Raw genomic sequence first — 16539 nt, 5'->3', positions numbered from 1 at the left:
CTCCTTGTACGTGGTCAGATGGGTCAGATGGCGTTGAGGGGAATCTTCAGGTAGCGCACGCCGTTGTCCTCCGGCTCCGGCAGGCCGCCGGCCCGCATATTGACCTGCACGGCGGGCAGGATCAGGACCGGCATCGGCAGCGTGGCGTCGCGCGCGTTGCGCATGGCGACGAATTCCTCCGCGCTGATGCCGTCGCGTACGTGGATGTTGTGCGTGCGCTCTTCCTCGACGGTCGTCTCGTAGCGGACCTCGCGCGCGCCCGGCTGGTAGTCGTGGCACATGTACAGGCGCGTGCGGCCCGGCAGGCTGAGCACCTTGTTGATCGAGGCGAACAGCGTGCGCGCGTCGCCGCCGGGGAAATCGCAGCGCGCCGTCCCGTAGTCGGGCATGAACAGGGTGTCGCCGACGAAGGCGGCCAGGTCGTCGCCGTCGCGCACGACATAGGTCAGGCAGGCTGGCGTATGGCCGGGGGTGTGCATCGCCACCGCTTCCAGGGTGCCGATCATGAATTCCTCGCCGTTGCGAAACAGATGGTCGAACTGGCTGCCGTCGTGGGCGAAACCCGGCCCCGCATTGAACAGCTTGCCGAACACGTCCTGCACCTTGCGGATGTGTTCGCCGATCGCGATGCGCCCGCCCAGCCGCTCCTTCAGGTAAGGCGCCGCCGACAAGTGGTCGGCGTGCGCGTGCGTCTCGAGGATCCAGTCGACCTTGGCGTCGAGCGCGTGGACCCGTTCGATCAGGCGGTCGGCGCTGGCGGTCGACGTGCGGCCGGACTTGGGGTCGTAGTCGAGCACGCTGTCGACGAGCGCGCAGTGGCGGCTCGCCTCGTCCATGACGATGTAGCTGATCGTGCTGGTGGCGGGGTCGAACATGCCTTCGACATGTATCTTGCTCATGACAGTCTCCTTCAGGGTTAGTCACTCCCTTCTATACAAATTCCGTGCCATGCCATCATCCGCCGCCAAGCCGTTGAATTTTCAGGAAAATTTCGATGACATCGCGGCTCAGTGAAGGAAGCGGCCGCCTCTGTTGGCAGAATTGGCAGTTTCCGACTGCCACTTGGCAGTCGTGGCAGAACGAGGCAGAATGGGCGCGATGCCCTCCCCCGACAGGTTCCCCATGAACACCCCGCACGACGTCCTCCAGGCTTCGGAAGTGCAAGCCCTGATTTCCTATCTCGACCACGAGGCGGCCCCCACGATCGTCATGAACACGGACTACGAAATACTGGCGGCCAACACGGCCTACCAGCGCCAGTTCGGGGCGGCCGACAAGCCGTATGTCGGGACCAAGTGCTACGCCATGTCGCACCACTACGACCGCCCGTGCGACCAGGCCGGCGAACACTGCCCGATGCGCAACGCGCTCGCCACCCACGCGCCCGACCGCGTGCTGCACATCCATCACACGCCGCGCGGCCCGGAGCACGTCGACGTGGAATTGCGGCCCATCGTCGATGCGGGCCACCGTGTGGTAGGCTTCGTCGAGCGCCTGCAGACGGTGCGCCACGCCTCCGCCCAGCCGAGCGGCAAGGGACTGGTGGGAAGTTCGCCCGCCTTCAACCGCGTGCTCGGCGAGTTGCGGCGGGTGGCGCCCTCGGACCTGCCCGTGCTGTTGCTGGGCGAATCCGGCACCGGCAAGGAGTTGTTCGCGCGCGCCGTGCACGAGGAGAGCGCGCGGGCGCGCGGCCCGTTCGTCGTCGTCGACTGTTCCGGCCTCACGGAAACGCTGTTCGAAAGCGAACTGTTCGGCTACGAGCGCGGCGCGTTTACCGGCGCCAGCCATCGCAAGCCCGGATTGGTGGAGACGGCGCAGGGCGGCACCCTGTTCCTGGACGAGATCGGCGACGTGCCGCTGTCGATGCAGGTCAAGCTGCTGCGCCTGATCGAATCGGGCACGTACCGGCGCGTCGGCGGCGTCGAGACGCTGCAGGCGGACTTCCGGCTGGTCGCGGCCACCCACAAGCCGCTGCGCGAGATGGTCGAGAACAAGGCATTTCGCGAGGATCTGTACTACCGGATCAGCGCCTTCCCGATCCGCCTGCCGCCGCTGCGCGAACGGCGCGAGGACATACCGATGCTGGTGGAGTCGCTGCTCGCACGCAGCGCCAGCGTCACCGGCAAGCGCATGCACCTGTCGAGCGCCGCGCTGGCCACGCTGATGGCGCACGATTGGCCGGGCAATATTCGCGAACTGCGCAACGTTCTCGAACGGGCCCGCCTGTTTGCCGACGACGGCGAAATCCGTCCCGACCATCTGCATCTCGACGTGGCGGCGCCCCCTCCGCCGCCCGCCGAACCGGGCGACGATGCGGGTTTCCGGGACTATGTCAGGCGTTTCAAGGGATCGCGCAAGGAACTCGCCACGGCGCTCGGCATGAGCGAGCGCAGCCTGTACCGGCGGCTGAAGGCGGCCGCCCTGGATTGACGCGGCGGGCCACGGGATTTCGCGCGGGCGCTGATGGATTTCGTTATGGAAGGGCTATCGAAGGGCGAGCACAATCCTTCGTGGTGATTTTTCGAGAGATTCTCGACAGAAATCCCCCCGGCGAGGAGACGCCGGGACACTCCTTCACTTGACGAAAGCGAGATACCTATGAAACTGCTTGCTTCCACGGGCGTGACCGCGGCGCTGCTGGCGGCGTTCGGCATGGCCTGCGTGCCCGCCGCCTCGGCCGCGCCCACCTACACCTGGAGTAACGCGAAAATCGGCGGCACGGGCTATGTCGACGGCTTCCTCGCCCATCCGGGCCAGCAAGGCCTGTTCTATGCGAAGACGGACGTGGGCGGCGCCTACCGCTACGATGCGTCGACCAGCACCTGGATTCCGCTGAACGACTGGCTGCCGCCCAGCCTCGGCTATGCGATGGGGGTCGACTCGATCGCCGTCGATCCCAGCGATGCGCGCAAGTTCTACATGGTGGGCGGCGGCGGCTACGGCAACGGCACCGACAAGGCCATCTTCATGGCCTCGAACGACCAGGGCCGCAGCTTCACCACCTCGACGTTGCAGTTCTCGGCGGGCGGCAACGAGAGCGGCCGCCAGGCCGGCGAGAAACTGCAGGTCGATCCGAACAACGGCAACATCCTGTTCTACGGCACCGGCAATGCGAGCGCCAACGCCGCCACCAACGGCATCTGGAAGAGCGTCGACGGCGGCCAGCACTGGAACCGCCTGCCGAACTTCAACGTGCTGACGAGCGACGGCACGGGCGCCGGCATCGCCTTCATCGCCTTCCGCAAGGAATCCGGCACGTCCGGCAACGCGACACCGACCATCTATGTGGGCGTGAACACCCAGTCGGCCGCCGACAACGGCATCCCGGTCTACAAGAGCACCGACGGCGGCAACTCGTGGTCGCGGCTGTGGGGCGGACCGGCCGCCGGCGCCTTCCCGCAGCGTGGCCAGATCGGTCCCGACGGCTACCTCTACGTCACGTTCGCGCGCGCCGCCAACTACGGCCAGGGCAACAACTACGGCCCCGGCGGCCTGATCGGCGGCGAAGTCTGGAAAATCAACGTCGCGAGCCAGGACCAGTGGGCCGACGTCACGCCGAACGGCCCGGTCTCGCCCAAGTCGTACGGCTTCGCGGGCCTGTCGGTCGATCCGTGGCGGCCGGGTTGGCTGACGGTGAACACCATCGACTGGTACGCCGGCACGGGCGCGCAGGTCGAGACCATGTACCGCTCCACCGACGGCGGCGCGCACTGGACCGACATCCTGCCGAACGCCCACTTCGACACCAGCGCGGAACCGTGGCGCACCGCGAACGGCCCGGTGAACGACTTCGGCAACTGGGGCGGCTCCATCCTCGACCCGTACGACGTCAATCACGCATTCGTCTCGTTCGGCGGCGGCATCTGGGAAACGAAGAACCTCACCGCGGCCGGGACCACCTGGGCCTACGGCGAAAACGGTGTCGCGGAAACGGCCATCCTGGACCTGAAATCGCCGCTTCCCAATGTGTGGAACGCCTACCCCGTCCTGACCGGCGCCGGCGACGTGTGCGGCTTCACCCACACGGACGTGAACGTCTACCCGCAGTCCCCGTTCACGGGACCGAGCTGCAAGGACACCTGGTCGCTCGATTACGCCAAGACCGACTCCAGGCTGGTGGTGCGCGTCGGCACCGACGACTGGCAGCCGGCGGCCAACAAGCATTTCGGCGCCGTGTCGACCAACGGCGGCTACAGCTGGCAGGCATTCGGCAGCAACGGCCCGTCGACGGCGGGCGGCGGCCACGTGGCGATGTCCACCGACACCAGTACCAACCCCGCCACCACGTCGATCATCTGGTCGACGTGGACCGCGCCGACGGTGCGCTCGACCGACATGGGCAATTCGTGGCAGACCATCGGGGTACCGAAGTCGGCGCTGATCGCATCGGACGGTGCCGATCCCACCGTGTTCTACGCCTACGACCGCCCCACGGGCATCCTCTACCTCAGCAACAGCAGGGGCGCCAGCTGGTGGGCGGCCAATTCGAGCAGCAACACGAACGGCATCCCGGCATGGTCCGACAACCTGGTCACGCCGGCCGGCGTGCGCGGCGACGTCTGGCTGGTCAACTGGCAAGGCCTGTACCACAACAACAACTGGGGACAGGGCGCGTGGACCAAGCTGGCGAACGTGACCGCCGCCAAGGCGCTGGGCTTCGGCAAGGCGGCGACCGGGGCGAGCTATCCGGCCATGTATCTGTCGGGGACCGTGGGCGGCGTGCAGGGCATCTTCCGCTCCACCGACACGGGCCAGAACTGGGTCCGGGTCGACGACGCCCAGCACCAGTATGGCGCCGCCACGGTGATCACCGGCGATCCGAAGGAATTCGGCACCCTCTACCTGGGCGGCCGCGGCCTCATCGTCGGCAAGTCGACCAACTGAGACAGGCGTTCCGGCGCGCGGCCCCGGCGATTCTTGCCGGGTGCCGTCGGGATGCCATATACACAACGGGCGAAACCGGGATTCCGCTCCCGCGCACGCCCTCAAAAATTTTTCAAAAAAATTTCCACTCGGCATTTAATGACTCGCGCCAAATGGTCGTCCTGTACTTGTGAGAGCGCGAGATGCGCAACCTCCCAACAGTATCCAAGCCACTAGGAGCCATATCATGCTGAGCCTTCACACCAACGTCGCATCGCTTTCCGCACAGAATTCCCTGAGCCGCACCCAGAACAGCCTGTCGACCTCGATGACCCGCCTGTCGACCGGTTACCGTATCAACTCGGCAATGGACGACGCCGCCGGCCTGCAGATCGCGACCCGCCTGAAAGCCCAGAGCAGCGGCATGGCCGTCGCAATGCGCAACACCCAGAACTCGATCTCGATGCTGCAGACCGCCGACGGCGCGCTGTCCGAAGTCAACAACATCCTGGTCCGCATGAAAGACCTGGCAACCCAGGCCGCCGACGGCTCGTCCTCGACCAACGACCAGACCGCGATGCAGGGCGAGTTCGACCAGCTGAGCAACGAACTGGGCAACATCATGTCCAACACCAGTTTCGGCGGCAGCAAACTTCTGACCAGTGGCAGCGGCAAAATGGCCACCGCCATCACTTTCCAGATCGGCGCCGACTCGACGGAGAAAATGTCCGCCGACTTCACCACCGAGCTGTCCGACGCTCACTCCAACATCGCTTTGGCCGCAACCCAGTACGATGGCGCCACCGGGGCTGCCGCCGCCGGGCCCGGCTCCGAAATCAACGCTACCAACGCCAACGGGACCATCGGCAAGCTGTCGACCGCCATCGATAGCGTCAGTGCCCTGCGTTCGAAGCTGGGCGCGATCTCGAACCGCCTCGACCACGTCTACAACAACCTGTCGAACATCTCGAGCAACACGCAAGCCGCGACCGGCCGCATCATGGACGTCGACTTCGCGACCGAATCGTCGAACATGACGTCGAACCAGATGCTGATGCAAGCCGGCACCGCCATGCTGAAGCAGACCAACAGCATGTCGTCGATGGTCATGTCCCTGCTGCAGTAATCGCAGTCATCGCAGGGCCGCGAGGCCACCTCCCGGGCTGACACGGCCGGGATTCGCAAAAGGCCAGCCGCAAGCTGGCCTTTTCACTTTACACTGCCGAGATCATGGCCAGCCTTTCCTTCTCCGCCCTTCCGCCACCCGTCGTGCCGGCGAGCGCCCCCGGTGCGATGCCGGCGGCGCCGGTCGACGCGGTCGCGGCCGCCGTCCCGGTCGCGCTGCTGCAGGCCGAGCTCGAGGCGCTCCCGTTGCCGCTGCCCGCGGCGCAGGCGGTGCCCGCCCCGTCCGCCGGCGACGGCTTGCCGGACGCCGCGGCGATGCGCCCCGACCAGGTCGTCATGGCCCGCCAGCTCACGTGGCCGAGCCCGGACGGCGGCGCGCTCGCGACCTCCTGGCGCGGCATGGTGCGCAGCTACGGCAGCCAGCTCGTCACGCGCGCGATCCAGGCATCCCAGCAACAGCGCGGGCAAATTCTGCCCGGCGCACTGCTGCAGAGTGGACTGGATGCGCGCGTGCTGCGCCAGGCCGACCTGGCCACCCTGCCGCCCGACGCGTGGCGCTTCACCGTGCACGCGCACGGGCCGCAGGCACAGCACCTGCGCGTGATCGGGGAAGAGGAACAACCATCGAAATCCCAGCGGCGCCGCCGCCGTACCGCGCTGCGCCTGGAACTGATGCTGGCCGACGGCAGCGTCGTCACCGTGCAGGCCGAGCCGCTGGCCGACGGCGTCATGCTGGAACTGTGCACGCCGAATGCGGAAACCCTCGTGCACCTGCGCGCGCTGCAGCCGCAGCTGGAAGACGCCGTGCGCCGCGCCGGCCTGCGGGTGCTCGGCTGGACGTGGCGCGACGCCCTGCCGGAAGGCCGCGTGCACGCGCGCCTGCCGTCGACCGAGGCGGCCGCCGCCCTCAGCCTGCCGGTGTTCCGCGCGATGGCCGAACTGGCGCTTTTGTTGCCTGCCGAACAGCGCGACGGGGCCGGACCGCCATAATGTTCGCGGACCGCATCGGTTTGGTGGACACGAGGTGCCAGCCCTTTAAAGATGGTTGCAGTTTCGTCGCGCGTGCACAAAGCTACCCACCAAGCCTCGAGCACTCTAGCAGCGATTTTTGCGACGTCGCAAGCCCGCTAGGCCCAGCAGCCCTGCGCCGAACAGCAACGCGGAGGCCGGTTCGGGGACCGAGGTAGATGCAGGACTGGCAGTTGGGCCGGGAGCTGGTGCTGCCGATTGAGGGAGCGTCACGGGATCGCCGTTCAAGATCACGGTTCTCGCAATATATGAGTTGAACAACGTAACCGCGTTACCTGAACCGATCCTTAAACTGACTATTGGGTCAGGAATCGGAGTTGGTGGCGATGAGAGATACATGTAATCCGTCAATGAAGTCACAGCCATTCTCTGCATCACACTCTCGTGTAGAGTAACCAGTCTTCCGAGTTCGTCTGTGCCAGTGCCGTAGAGCAGTACCCCGGAAGTAGAAACCCCCTCATACATACTTACATTGTTGGCCACGGCAAACGTATAAGTTATGCCATTCACTGTTGCAGCAACATTAAATGGTCCAGTCGAGTCTTCGCCGGCGTAGCTTCCTGGACTCGAGGAGTAATGAATTGGTCTATCCAAATCGACACTCACGGTTAACGTGTACTTACCTCCTAGCGCTCCATTGCCACCAAAAAGTCCCAAGCTGTCATAACCATTGTTGATATAACCGCTCATACTCAGAGTCATTACCGTCGCGTTCGCAACACCCGCAACCGCAAATGCCAATGTGGCAAAGGCAAATTTCCTCATTTTCAATTCATTCCTCTTTTGCTGTGGAAAATTCTATTTTAAAGATGAAATGACAATATTAATGTTTTGAAATAAAAGATGAATGTAGTCTATTTTTATTTCTATATGCAAATACTAATGAGGCAATTGCAAAACCTCCCGCCGAATTCAGGCCGGCATCATGCAAGCGCACTGTGTGTAAGTGCATTTTCATGATGGCGGCCACATTGAGCGGTCGTTATGGTGGCGGAATCATGGTTTCGGTGATGGCACGGGCGTGACAGCGCCGCGCCGGGGCGGCGCACGGCGATTTGCGGATCACAGCGGGCGGCAAGGTCATCTTCGTAACCGCAACAATTGGTCGACGCTCAAGGCGAGCAGGCCGAACATCAAATGGCACATGACCTTGATATGGCCCCTGACCATGATGGCGCGGGCGCCGAATTCGTCCTTGAGACGGGCGTTGGTCCGCTCTGCGGCGCTGCGTTCGCGGTAGCGCACGGCGTCGGCGGGTTCGAACTCTTCCTTCTCGCCGCCACGCGGATTGTGGTCGATCAGGAGCACATGCCCCAGGTCGCGGCTGTGGGCATGCAGCTCCCTGCTACAGTAGGCGGCGTCCATCAGGTCGTACAGGTTGGTGACATGCTCCTTGCTGAGATACGACAGCGGCACGGCGGCGCGGCTGTCATGCATCGAAGCCGAAGTCAGCACGGCGGCGACGGGGACGCCGCAGTCGGCGGTGTCGACATGCAGTTTGTAGCCGTTCCAGCTGGTCTTGTATCCCTGGGCGTTGCACTTGGTGCCCCGGTCGCACGCGGTGGGCAGTTCGGCCAGCATCCGCGCCAGCGTTTGCACCAGCTGGCGCCGGATCGGCGATCCGGTCGTGGCCTTCACGGCCGCTTGTCGCGCCGGCTTCCTGGCCGGCCGCTCGCGCGCCGGGATGGCCGTGCCGTCGCGGCTGAGGTGGCCAATCAACCGGTCGCCCAGCTGCTCCCGTATCAATGCCTCGTGCGCACGCTCGCCCAGCTTGGCCTCGGCGAATTCGCCAAAGGCGCGGGAAAACGTCGCCGCCGACAGCAGCTTGGAGAACGGCGCGAAGCCACAGATGCGGCGCAGCGCCCGGTCGATCGTCAGCCGCTCGATCAGACCGACCGTGGTGCCGATGTTCAGCACCGCCTTGGCGACAAACGCGTTGGCCAGCCAGGCCCGCGTGTGCGGAGGACGGCCCGTGCCGCACCAGGAATCGGAGACGAATTCCTCGATGCGCGCCCACTCCAGCACGTGCACCACCCGCTCCAGTTTAGGCGTCAGGGAACCAACCTCGGCGCCCAGGCCGGGCAACACCTCGTATTGAATCGCTTTCCAGCGTTGCATGATTTGGGCGGGTCGGGTAGCCTCCATGGCGTGGGTGTCGATGATTGGCGTAGAGAACCATCATCATGCCAGCAATGGCCACCCATCCCGCCTCGTTTTTCCTCGCCACGTCAGGCGAAAACCTCGTTCCCCGCTAGTTTTGCAAGAGCCTCATCCTCTATTGCTTCACGCAATTAAGCACTCCCACGATCGTCGCCCTGCCGCAATTCCGTCCGGGCTATGGGTACGACGAATCCACCTGATTTATGGAAGAAAGCTCCGGAGCGCGACGGACCGCCACCAGCTTTACCAAATTTAGTTTTACGGCAGAGCGCTGATGAGCAACAAGAATTGTGCTGTAGAGTGACCTTTAAAGGGTGAGACCCTATAGCCATCAAATGCCGGATCAGCCGACCGTGCCGATGATCGCCACCTCACGATTCTCCGGAATCTCGTTATACGACAGCACGTTCAGCCCCGGCGCGAACAGGCGCGCGTAGCGGGCCAGCAGCGGGCGGATCTGCGGCAGCACCAGGAGCAGCGGCGGCGTGTGCTGCTGCTTCATCTGCTCGCGCGCCACCGGCATGTTCAGCTGCAGCTGCGACAGCAGTTGCGGATCGATCGGGTAGTTGTCCAGCACGACCTTGCCGCCATTGTTCTGGCGCGCCTGGTTCAGGGAACCGAGCAGCATGTTTTCCAGCTCGCCCGACAGGTTAAACGCGGGCATGTCCTTCTTCTTGCCGTACAGGCCCGACACGATCTGGCGGCGCAGCGAGCAGCGCACTTCGGCCGCGAGCAGGATCGGATCCTTCGTCGTCTCCGAGCTGTCCAGCAGGGTCGTCGCGATGACGACGATGTCCTTCAGCGACACGTTCTCGGCCAGCAGCACGCGGAACACGCGCAGCAGCTGGGTGTGCGTGAGCGCCTTGTCCAGCGCGCCCGCCAGCTTGGGCGACAGCGCCGTCAGGCGTTCCATCAGCGCCGGCACGTCTTCGTGGCGGAACAGCTCCGCCATGTAGTCGCGCGCCACCTTGGACGTGTGCGTGGCGATCGCGCTCGGCACCTCGACGACCTGGTAGCCCTGCCCCAGCGCGTGGGCCTTCTGCTCCGGATCGATCCAGGTGACGGCCATGCCGAACGCCGGCTCGATGCCCGGGATGCCGTCGATCTCGCCGTACACGTTCGGCGACGGGATCGCCATCAGGCATTCCGGCACGACCTCGCCCTCGGCCACGACGGTGCCGTTGATCGCGATCGCGTACTGGTTCGGCCGCAGGGTCAGGTCGTCGCGCACGCCGATCGGAGGCAGCAGGAGACCCATCTGCTCCGAGAGGCTCTGGCGCACGCCCTTGATCCGCTTGGGCAGCACTTCGCCCTGCGCCTTGTCGAGAAGGTGCACGAGCTTGTAGCCGACGGTGATCGAGATCGGCTGCACGACCGGCAGCTGCTGCCAGTCGAGTTCCGGCACGCGGTCGTCGCGCAGCGCCGCTTCGATGGCGGCCACGCTGGATTCGTCCGGCGCCTTCACCTCCTCGCGCGCGAGCCGGAAGCCGACGTAGCCGAGGGCGCCCGCGAACACCATGAAGTAGAACGACGGCATGCCCGGCACCATGGCCAGGATGACCATCACGCCGGCGGCCGAGTACAGCACCGTGGGGTTGGCCAGCAGCTGGCCGCCGACCTGCTGTTCGAAGTCGCCCGAGTCGCTGATGCGGGTGACGAGGATCGCCGCCGCGGCCGACAGCAGCAGCGCCGGCACCTGGGCCACGAGACCGTCGCCGATGGTCAGCAGCGCATACTGGCGGAAGGCGTCGCCGAACGACAGGTCGTGCATCAGCGCGCCGATCGCGACGCCGCCGATCATGTTGATGAGCAGGATGAGGATCGACGCGATCGCATCGCCGCGCACGAACTTCGAGGCGCCGTCCATGGCGCCGTAGAAGTCCGCTTCGGACGCCACTTCCTTGCGGCGCAGCTGTGCCTTTTCCTGGTTGATCAGGCCCGCGTTCAGGTCGGCGTCGATCGCCATCTGCTTGCCGGGCAGCGCGTCCAGCGTGAAGCGTGCGGACACTTCGGAGATCCGTTCGGAACCCTTCGTCACGACGACGAAGTTGATGATCATGAGGATCACGAAGACGACGATACCGACGACGAAGTTGCCGCCGATGACGACGTTGCCGAACGCCTCGATCACGTGGCCGGCCGCCGCCGTGCCCTCGTGGCCGTGCAGCAGCACGACGCGCGTGGACGCCACGTTCAGCGCGAGGCGCAGCAAGGTGGTGCCGAGGATGACGGTCGGGAAGACCGAGAAGTCCAGCGGGCGCCTGGACGACACGGACACCAGGATCACGATCAGCGCCAGCACGATGTTGAACGTGAACAGGATGTCCAGCAGCACCGGCGGCAGCGGGAGCATGATCATCGCCAGAATCGTCAGCAGGAACGCCGGCGTGGCGATCTTCTGGCGGCGCAGCTCGAGCATCAAGCTGTTCAGGAAATTCATGTCGGGGATACCTCACTCAATGCGGCCGGCACGGCCACGTCATTCGGGAAACGCGGGGGCGCCTGGCGCCGCCCCGCACGGAAAGCATTCAATTGCAGCACGTAGTTCAGCACCTGCGACACCGCCTGGTACAGCGCGGCGGGAATCTGCTGCTGCACCTGGCTGGTGTTGTAGATGGCACGCGCCAGCGGCGGCAGCGCGATCGTCTCGATCTGGTGCTTCGCCGCGACCTGGCGGATATACAGGGCCATCTCGTCGATGCCCTTGGCCACCACGAACGGCGCTTCCGCACGCTTGGTGTCGTACTTCAGCGCGACCGCGTAGTGCTCGGGATTCACGATCACCACGTCGGCGGACGGCACCGTCTTGTTCACGTTGCGGCGTGCCATCTGCTGCTGCAGCTGGCGGATGCGCGCACGGATCTCGGGCTTGCCCTCGGTGCTCTTGTATTCTTCCTTCACTTCCTGCTTGCTCATGCGCTGGCCGCGGGCGAACATGAAGACCTGCAGCGGCACGTCGATCAGCGCGAACAGCACGAACACGGCGACCAGCGACATCAGGCCGTCGAACATCATGCCGGCGCCATGCAGCAGCGCGTCGGACAGCGGCATGCGCTGCAGGTCGACCCATGCCGTCAGCGCGGAGCGCACGACGTGCACGAGCACGACCGCCAGCAGCGCCGCCTTGGCCACCGACGTCGCGAACGTCGTCCAGTGCTTGCCTGATGCCAGCTGGCCCAGGTTCTTCACGGGCGAGAAGCGGTCGAACTTCGGCATCAGGTTATTCGTCGAGAACATCAGGCCGCCCGGCACGATGCTCGCCACCACGATCGCGAGCGGCACGCCCAGCAAGGGCAGCACCATCTTCACGAGCAGCACGGCGGCGCCGCTCCACACGACCGACATCGCGTTCTCGACCGCGCCCGCCGCGCCGAGCGGCGCGTACACGAGCCGGAACAGCGACCGGAACGATTCCAGGTAATCGGGCAGCAGGAACACGAACAGCTTCATGCTGGCCAGGATCCCGACCGCGGTGGCCAGGTCCTTGGAGCGGACGACATGGCCCTCCTCGCGCGCCTTCTTCAGCTTCTGGGCCGAAGCCTTTTCTGTCTTGTCGCCGCCGGTCCCGTCAGCCATGGCCCGCCCTCATCTGCTGCTGGAGCATCTCCAGCACCTGGTTGGTCATCTGCACGTAGTGTTCCGGGATGAAGCGCACGACCTGCACGAGCATCATCAGGCCGAACAGCGTCACCAGCGAAAAGCCCAGCGAGAACAGGTTCAGCGACGGCGCCACGCGGTTCAGGAAACCGAAGCCGATCTGCACCACCATCGTCGAAAACACGATCGGCAGCGCCAGCAGGATCGCGGCCGAGAACACCCAGCCCACGTTCAGCGCCACCGTCTGCAGCAGCAGGTTGTCGTAGCCGCCGCCGACCGGCCAGGCCTTGAAGCTCTGGCCCAGCACGCCCGCGAGCACGAGGTGGCCGTCGACCGCGAAGAACACGAGGATCGCGACGATGCCGAGCAGGCCCGAGATCACGTCCGACTGCTGGCCGTTCAACGGGTCGTTCATCTGCGCCATCGAAAAGCCCACCTGGCTCGAGACGAGGAAGCCGAGCATGTTCACGACGGCCATCGTCAGCTGCAGCGCGAGGCCGATCACGCCGCCGATCACGGCCTGCTCGACCATCACGACGACGCCGGCGAGCGAGAACGGGTCGGGCATCACGGCGCCTTTCGTCAGCGGCAGCATCAGGAACGCGAGCACCACGGACAGCAGCGCGCGCACGGGCACCGGCACCAGCGCGTCGCCGATGACGGGCGCCGTCGACAGCAGCGCCATGATGCGGCAGAACGGCCACCACAGCGCGCTGATGATCGGCAGCAGCAGGTGGGAGACTTCGAGCATCAGCCGACCAGGGTCGCGGCGCGCTGGAACACGCTCACGCAATAGTCCATCAGTTTGCCGGTCATCCAGTGACCCGCGAGGATCAGGGCCAGCAGGGTCACGAGAAGACGCGGCAGGAAGCTCAGCGTCTGCTCGTTGATCTGGGTGGCGGCCTGCACGAGGGCGACGATGACGCCGGCCACGAGACCGGGCACCACCAGCACCATCACGAGCAGCATCACCAGCTGCAGGGCTTCGACGACGAAGTCGACGGCGATATCAGGAGTCATACGAGTAGTGTGCAGCCGGCTAGATGCCGTGGATGCTGCCGACGAGGGTATTCACGGTCAGGGTCCAGCCATCGACCAGCACGAACAGCAGCAGCTTGAACGGCAGCGAGATGACGAGGGGCGACAGCATCATCATGCCCATCGCCATCAGCACCGACGACACCACCAGGTCGATGATCAGGAACGGAATGAACAACATGCAGCCGATCTGGAACGCGCTCTTGAGCTCGGACAGCACGAACGCGGCCAGCTTCACGGTGAAGCCGCGCTCCATCGGCTTCATCTCGGCCGGCTCGCCGGCCAGGTGCGCGATCTGGGCCAGCGCCGTCTTGCTCGTCTGGGCCAGCATGAAGCGCGACAGCGGCACCTCGGCGATCTTCAGCGCCTGCTCCAGCGAGATCTTGTCCTTGTCGTACGGGACGAAGGCCTCGTTCCAGACCTGCTCGCCGACCGGGCGCATGACGAGCAGCGTGAGGATCAGCGCCACGCCGGTGACGATCCGGTTGGGCAGGCCCTGCTGCAGGCCCAGGGCCTGGCGCAGCAGCGACAACACGATCACGAAGCGCGTGAAGCTCGTCATCATCATGACCATCACGGGCAGCAGCCCGAGGATGGTCATCAGGACGAGGATCTGCGACTTCACCGTCAGGCCGCTGGAGGAGCCGGGGATCACGCCCGGGAGGACGTCCTGTCCCGCCGGGGCGGCCCACACGCCCGCGCTGGCCAGCAAAAGAACGGCGCCGGCCACGATGACCGGCGCGTGGCGGCGCACGGCGGCGCCGCGGCGTTGCAACGTCATGACGCGATCAGGTCCAGGTTCAGGCCGTCCAGATCGATCACCTTGAGGCCGTACTGCTCGCCCGCGACGACCACTTCGGCGCGTCCGATCGCGGCGCCGTTGACCTTGATGACGAGCGGCTCGCCCGCCATGGCGTCGAGCGGCAGCACGCTGTCCGGGCCGATCGCCATCAGTTCCTGCAGCGAGATGCGGGCCGAACCTACTTCCAGCGTCAGCGTCACCGGGATGCGGCGCATCATCTGCGGCAGGCGCTGGGCCGCTTTCGGGGCGGCCGCCGGTGCGTGCGCGGATTCGTCGGCAACCGGTGCGTCGTCGATGAGGATGTCGCTATCGTCGCTATCGGCGCTCGCGGCGAATTGATCGTTCAGGTTCATGTTGATTACTCGGCGTCTTCAAAAGAGGTTAAACACAGTTTGCCTTTGTGCTCGGCGACGGCGGCGGTGAACAACCGCGCCTCGTCGAGCAGGACGTCGGCCCGGCCCACGTTCACCGGAATCACGTCGCCCACCTTGAGGTCGAACAATGCGCCCAGGGTGATTTCCTTGCTGACCAGACGGCCGTCCAGTTTGACCTGGAGCCTGGTCGCAAGCGGCTCGGCCGGACCGCGCGCGGTGGTCGGGCGGACATTTTCTGGGCGCAGCGTGCCCAGGATCGTGGCCATCAGTTGCTGGTCGGGCGCGATCCAGAACTGGCCGGTATTGTCGTTGTTATCACGTACCCGCACGCACACGGCCCAGTTGCTCTCGCCGGGCATTGCCGAAGCAACCACGGCATTGGCCGGGACGGGCCGCGGCGCGACCTCCATTGCCACACTGACAGCGACGCGTGCATACAACAAATCCACCATCTGTTGCGTCAAGACGACGCTCAGCCGTTCCTCGGTGGCCGTCACGCGCACCGTTTGCGGGTCGCGTTGCGTTGCGCCTGCGCTACGTCCGCCGTAGCGCCGTTCCAACAGTGTCAGTAATAAACCACGCTCGAACGTCACCGCGACGGTGCCCAGGGCGCCCAGCACGGCCATCCAGCGCAGGCCGTGGTCTTGCGGCACACGGCCGAATTCGACGTGTTCGAGGCGCCATCCGGCCCAGTAACGACGGGCGCTACCCTGCATCGCGGCTTCCAGTTCCTCCTGGAGACGCGTCGCAAACTGGGGCAGCAGATGTACCGGACGCCCTAGCAGGGAGGGGTCGAGCACTTGGTGCTGCTGGGCGGTGTCGGGGTTTGCAATCGGCATGGTCAAATTAAAAAAATGATAAGCAGAGATGCTTTCTTTTCATTCCTCTGGGCAACTATTATAACCGGGAAATTGTGTCACGCCATTTGATTTTCCCCTTTGAATTCGCCATTGCCCTACGGTAAGATGCCGTTACTGCGCTGGGGAAAACAAAAAATCACTCTGGGTACCGACGAGACCGCTGATATTCTCCTCGGTTCTGCGGGAGAAACCAAGCCACAGTGTGGCACTGGAAATTTAACAATTTTCTTTTTGCCAACGGCTGTTGTAACAAATGTAACGCCCGCCAGCGAAGGCAACATTTACTAAAAGTCACAACCCACAACCTTAAGCATGGGAGCGATGAACACGATGGGAACTGAACTTGCCGGCCTGATCCGGGCAGACTTGGCAGCCCTCACCAACGATGCCAGCCGCCTCGGCGTCGTGGCGCCGGCGATGGATGGCGGCCACCCCACCCTGGGCGATGGCGGCAACTTTTCCTTCGCGCAGAGCATGAAGAATGCGCTGGTCAGCGTGGACCAGGACCAGCAGGTGGCCAACCAGAAGATGGCTGACGTGGACAGCGGCAAGAGCGACGACCTGGTCGGCGCCATGCTGTCGTCGCAACAGGCCAATCTGTCCTTTTCGATGCTGATGCAGGTCCGTAACAAAGTGATGGGCGCCGTCGACGAGCTGCTCAAGCTGCCGGTCTGACAGGAACAAACCGATC

15 protein-coding genes are annotated in these 16539 nt (G+C 64.7%); 5 read left to right on the top strand and 10 right to left on the bottom strand.

Annotated elements, in window-relative coordinates; translation table 11 throughout:
- Positions 1 to 23 precede the first annotated feature (23 nt).
- Positions 24 to 899 carry an MBL fold metallo-hydrolase gene (locus tag ISF28_RS19935; protein ID WP_198118927.1) on the bottom strand — a complete coding sequence of 292 codons (876 nt, stop codon included), beginning with the start codon at positions 897 to 899 and terminating at the stop codon, positions 24 to 26.
- A 199-nt stretch (positions 900 to 1098) separates the two neighbouring features.
- Between ISF28_RS19935 and ISF28_RS19930 the strand changes: the two genes are divergently transcribed.
- The 4 genes from ISF28_RS19930 (at position 1099) to ISF28_RS19915 (ending at position 6978) form a co-directional block, all read left to right on the top strand.
- Positions 1099 to 2430, top strand: coding sequence for a sigma-54 interaction domain-containing protein (locus ISF28_RS19930; RefSeq protein ID WP_370663474.1), 1332 nt, complete (start codon positions 1099 to 1101; stop codon positions 2428 to 2430).
- A gap of 168 nt (positions 2431 to 2598) precedes the next feature.
- On the top strand, positions 2599 to 4884 hold the full coding sequence (locus ISF28_RS19925; RefSeq protein ID WP_198118925.1) for a beta propeller repeat protein: 2286 nt from the start codon (positions 2599 to 2601) through the stop codon (positions 4882 to 4884).
- A 226-nt stretch (positions 4885 to 5110) separates the two neighbouring features.
- Entirely contained in the window at positions 5111 to 5989 is an 879-nt protein-coding gene (locus tag ISF28_RS19920; protein ID WP_198118924.1) for a flagellin N-terminal helical domain-containing protein, read from the top strand.
- 104 nt (positions 5990 to 6093) lie between these two features.
- Positions 6094 to 6978, top strand: a complete 885-nt coding sequence (locus ISF28_RS19915; RefSeq protein WP_198118923.1) for a hypothetical protein — start codon at positions 6094 to 6096, stop codon at positions 6976 to 6978.
- 105 nt (positions 6979 to 7083) lie between these two features.
- Here the strand turns inward: ISF28_RS19915 and ISF28_RS19910 are convergent, their stop codons facing one another.
- From ISF28_RS19910 to ISF28_RS19870, 9 genes are all read right to left on the bottom strand, one after another.
- Entirely contained in the window at positions 7084 to 7782 is a 699-nt protein-coding gene (locus ISF28_RS19910) for a PEP-CTERM sorting domain-containing protein (protein ID WP_198118922.1), read from the bottom strand.
- 315 nt (positions 7783 to 8097) lie between these two features.
- Positions 8098 to 9162: a transposase gene (locus ISF28_RS19905; RefSeq protein WP_198118921.1), complete on the bottom strand. Its 1065-nt coding sequence runs from the start codon at positions 9160 to 9162 to the stop codon at positions 8098 to 8100.
- Positions 9163 to 9520: 358 nt separating this feature from the next.
- A complete protein-coding gene (locus ISF28_RS19900) occupies positions 9521 to 11617 on the bottom strand; it encodes a flagellar biosynthesis protein FlhA (RefSeq protein ID WP_198118920.1) in 2097 nt (698 codons plus the stop codon).
- On the bottom strand, positions 11614 to 12753 hold the full coding sequence (gene flhB, locus ISF28_RS19895) for a flagellar type III secretion system protein FlhB (protein WP_198118919.1): 1140 nt from the start codon (positions 12751 to 12753) through the stop codon (positions 11614 to 11616). The genes ISF28_RS19900 and flhB overlap by 4 nt, the downstream gene beginning before the upstream one ends.
- Positions 12746 to 13525: a flagellar biosynthetic protein FliR gene (fliR, locus tag ISF28_RS19890; RefSeq protein ID WP_198118918.1), complete on the bottom strand. Its 780-nt coding sequence runs from the start codon at positions 13523 to 13525 to the stop codon at positions 12746 to 12748. Before fliR ends, flhB begins: the two co-directional genes overlap by 8 nt.
- A complete protein-coding gene (gene fliQ, locus ISF28_RS19885) occupies positions 13525 to 13794 on the bottom strand; it encodes a flagellar biosynthesis protein FliQ (RefSeq protein WP_198118917.1) in 270 nt (89 codons plus the stop codon). Before fliQ ends, fliR begins: the two co-directional genes overlap by 1 nt.
- Positions 13795 to 13813: 19 nt before the next feature.
- Positions 13814 to 14593: a flagellar type III secretion system pore protein FliP gene (gene fliP / locus ISF28_RS19880; protein ID WP_198118916.1), complete on the bottom strand. Its 780-nt coding sequence runs from the start codon at positions 14591 to 14593 to the stop codon at positions 13814 to 13816.
- Positions 14590 to 14967 carry a FliM/FliN family flagellar motor switch protein gene (locus tag ISF28_RS19875; protein ID WP_198118915.1) on the bottom strand — a complete coding sequence of 126 codons (378 nt, stop codon included), beginning with the start codon at positions 14965 to 14967 and terminating at the stop codon, positions 14590 to 14592. The genes fliP and ISF28_RS19875 overlap by 4 nt, the downstream gene beginning before the upstream one ends.
- A 5-nt stretch (positions 14968 to 14972) precedes the next feature.
- The gene (locus tag ISF28_RS19870) at positions 14973 to 15827 is read right to left on the bottom strand and encodes a FliM/FliN family flagellar motor switch protein (protein ID WP_198118914.1); all 855 of its coding nucleotides are present in this window, start codon (positions 15825 to 15827) and stop codon (positions 14973 to 14975) included.
- A 351-nt stretch (positions 15828 to 16178) separates the two neighbouring features.
- Between ISF28_RS19870 and fliE the strand changes: the two genes are divergently transcribed.
- Positions 16179 to 16523, top strand: a complete 345-nt coding sequence (gene fliE, locus ISF28_RS19865) for a flagellar hook-basal body complex protein FliE (RefSeq protein ID WP_198118913.1) — start codon at positions 16179 to 16181, stop codon at positions 16521 to 16523.
- Positions 16524 to 16539 lie beyond the last annotated feature (16 nt).

Source organism: Massilia rhizosphaerae (genome assembly GCF_016093545.1).
Taxonomy (GTDB): Bacteria; Pseudomonadota; Gammaproteobacteria; order Burkholderiales; family Burkholderiaceae_D; genus Telluria; species Telluria rhizosphaerae.
The sequence above is the reverse complement of the archived record's forward strand: the minus strand, read 5'-3'. Positions and strand labels throughout refer to the sequence as shown.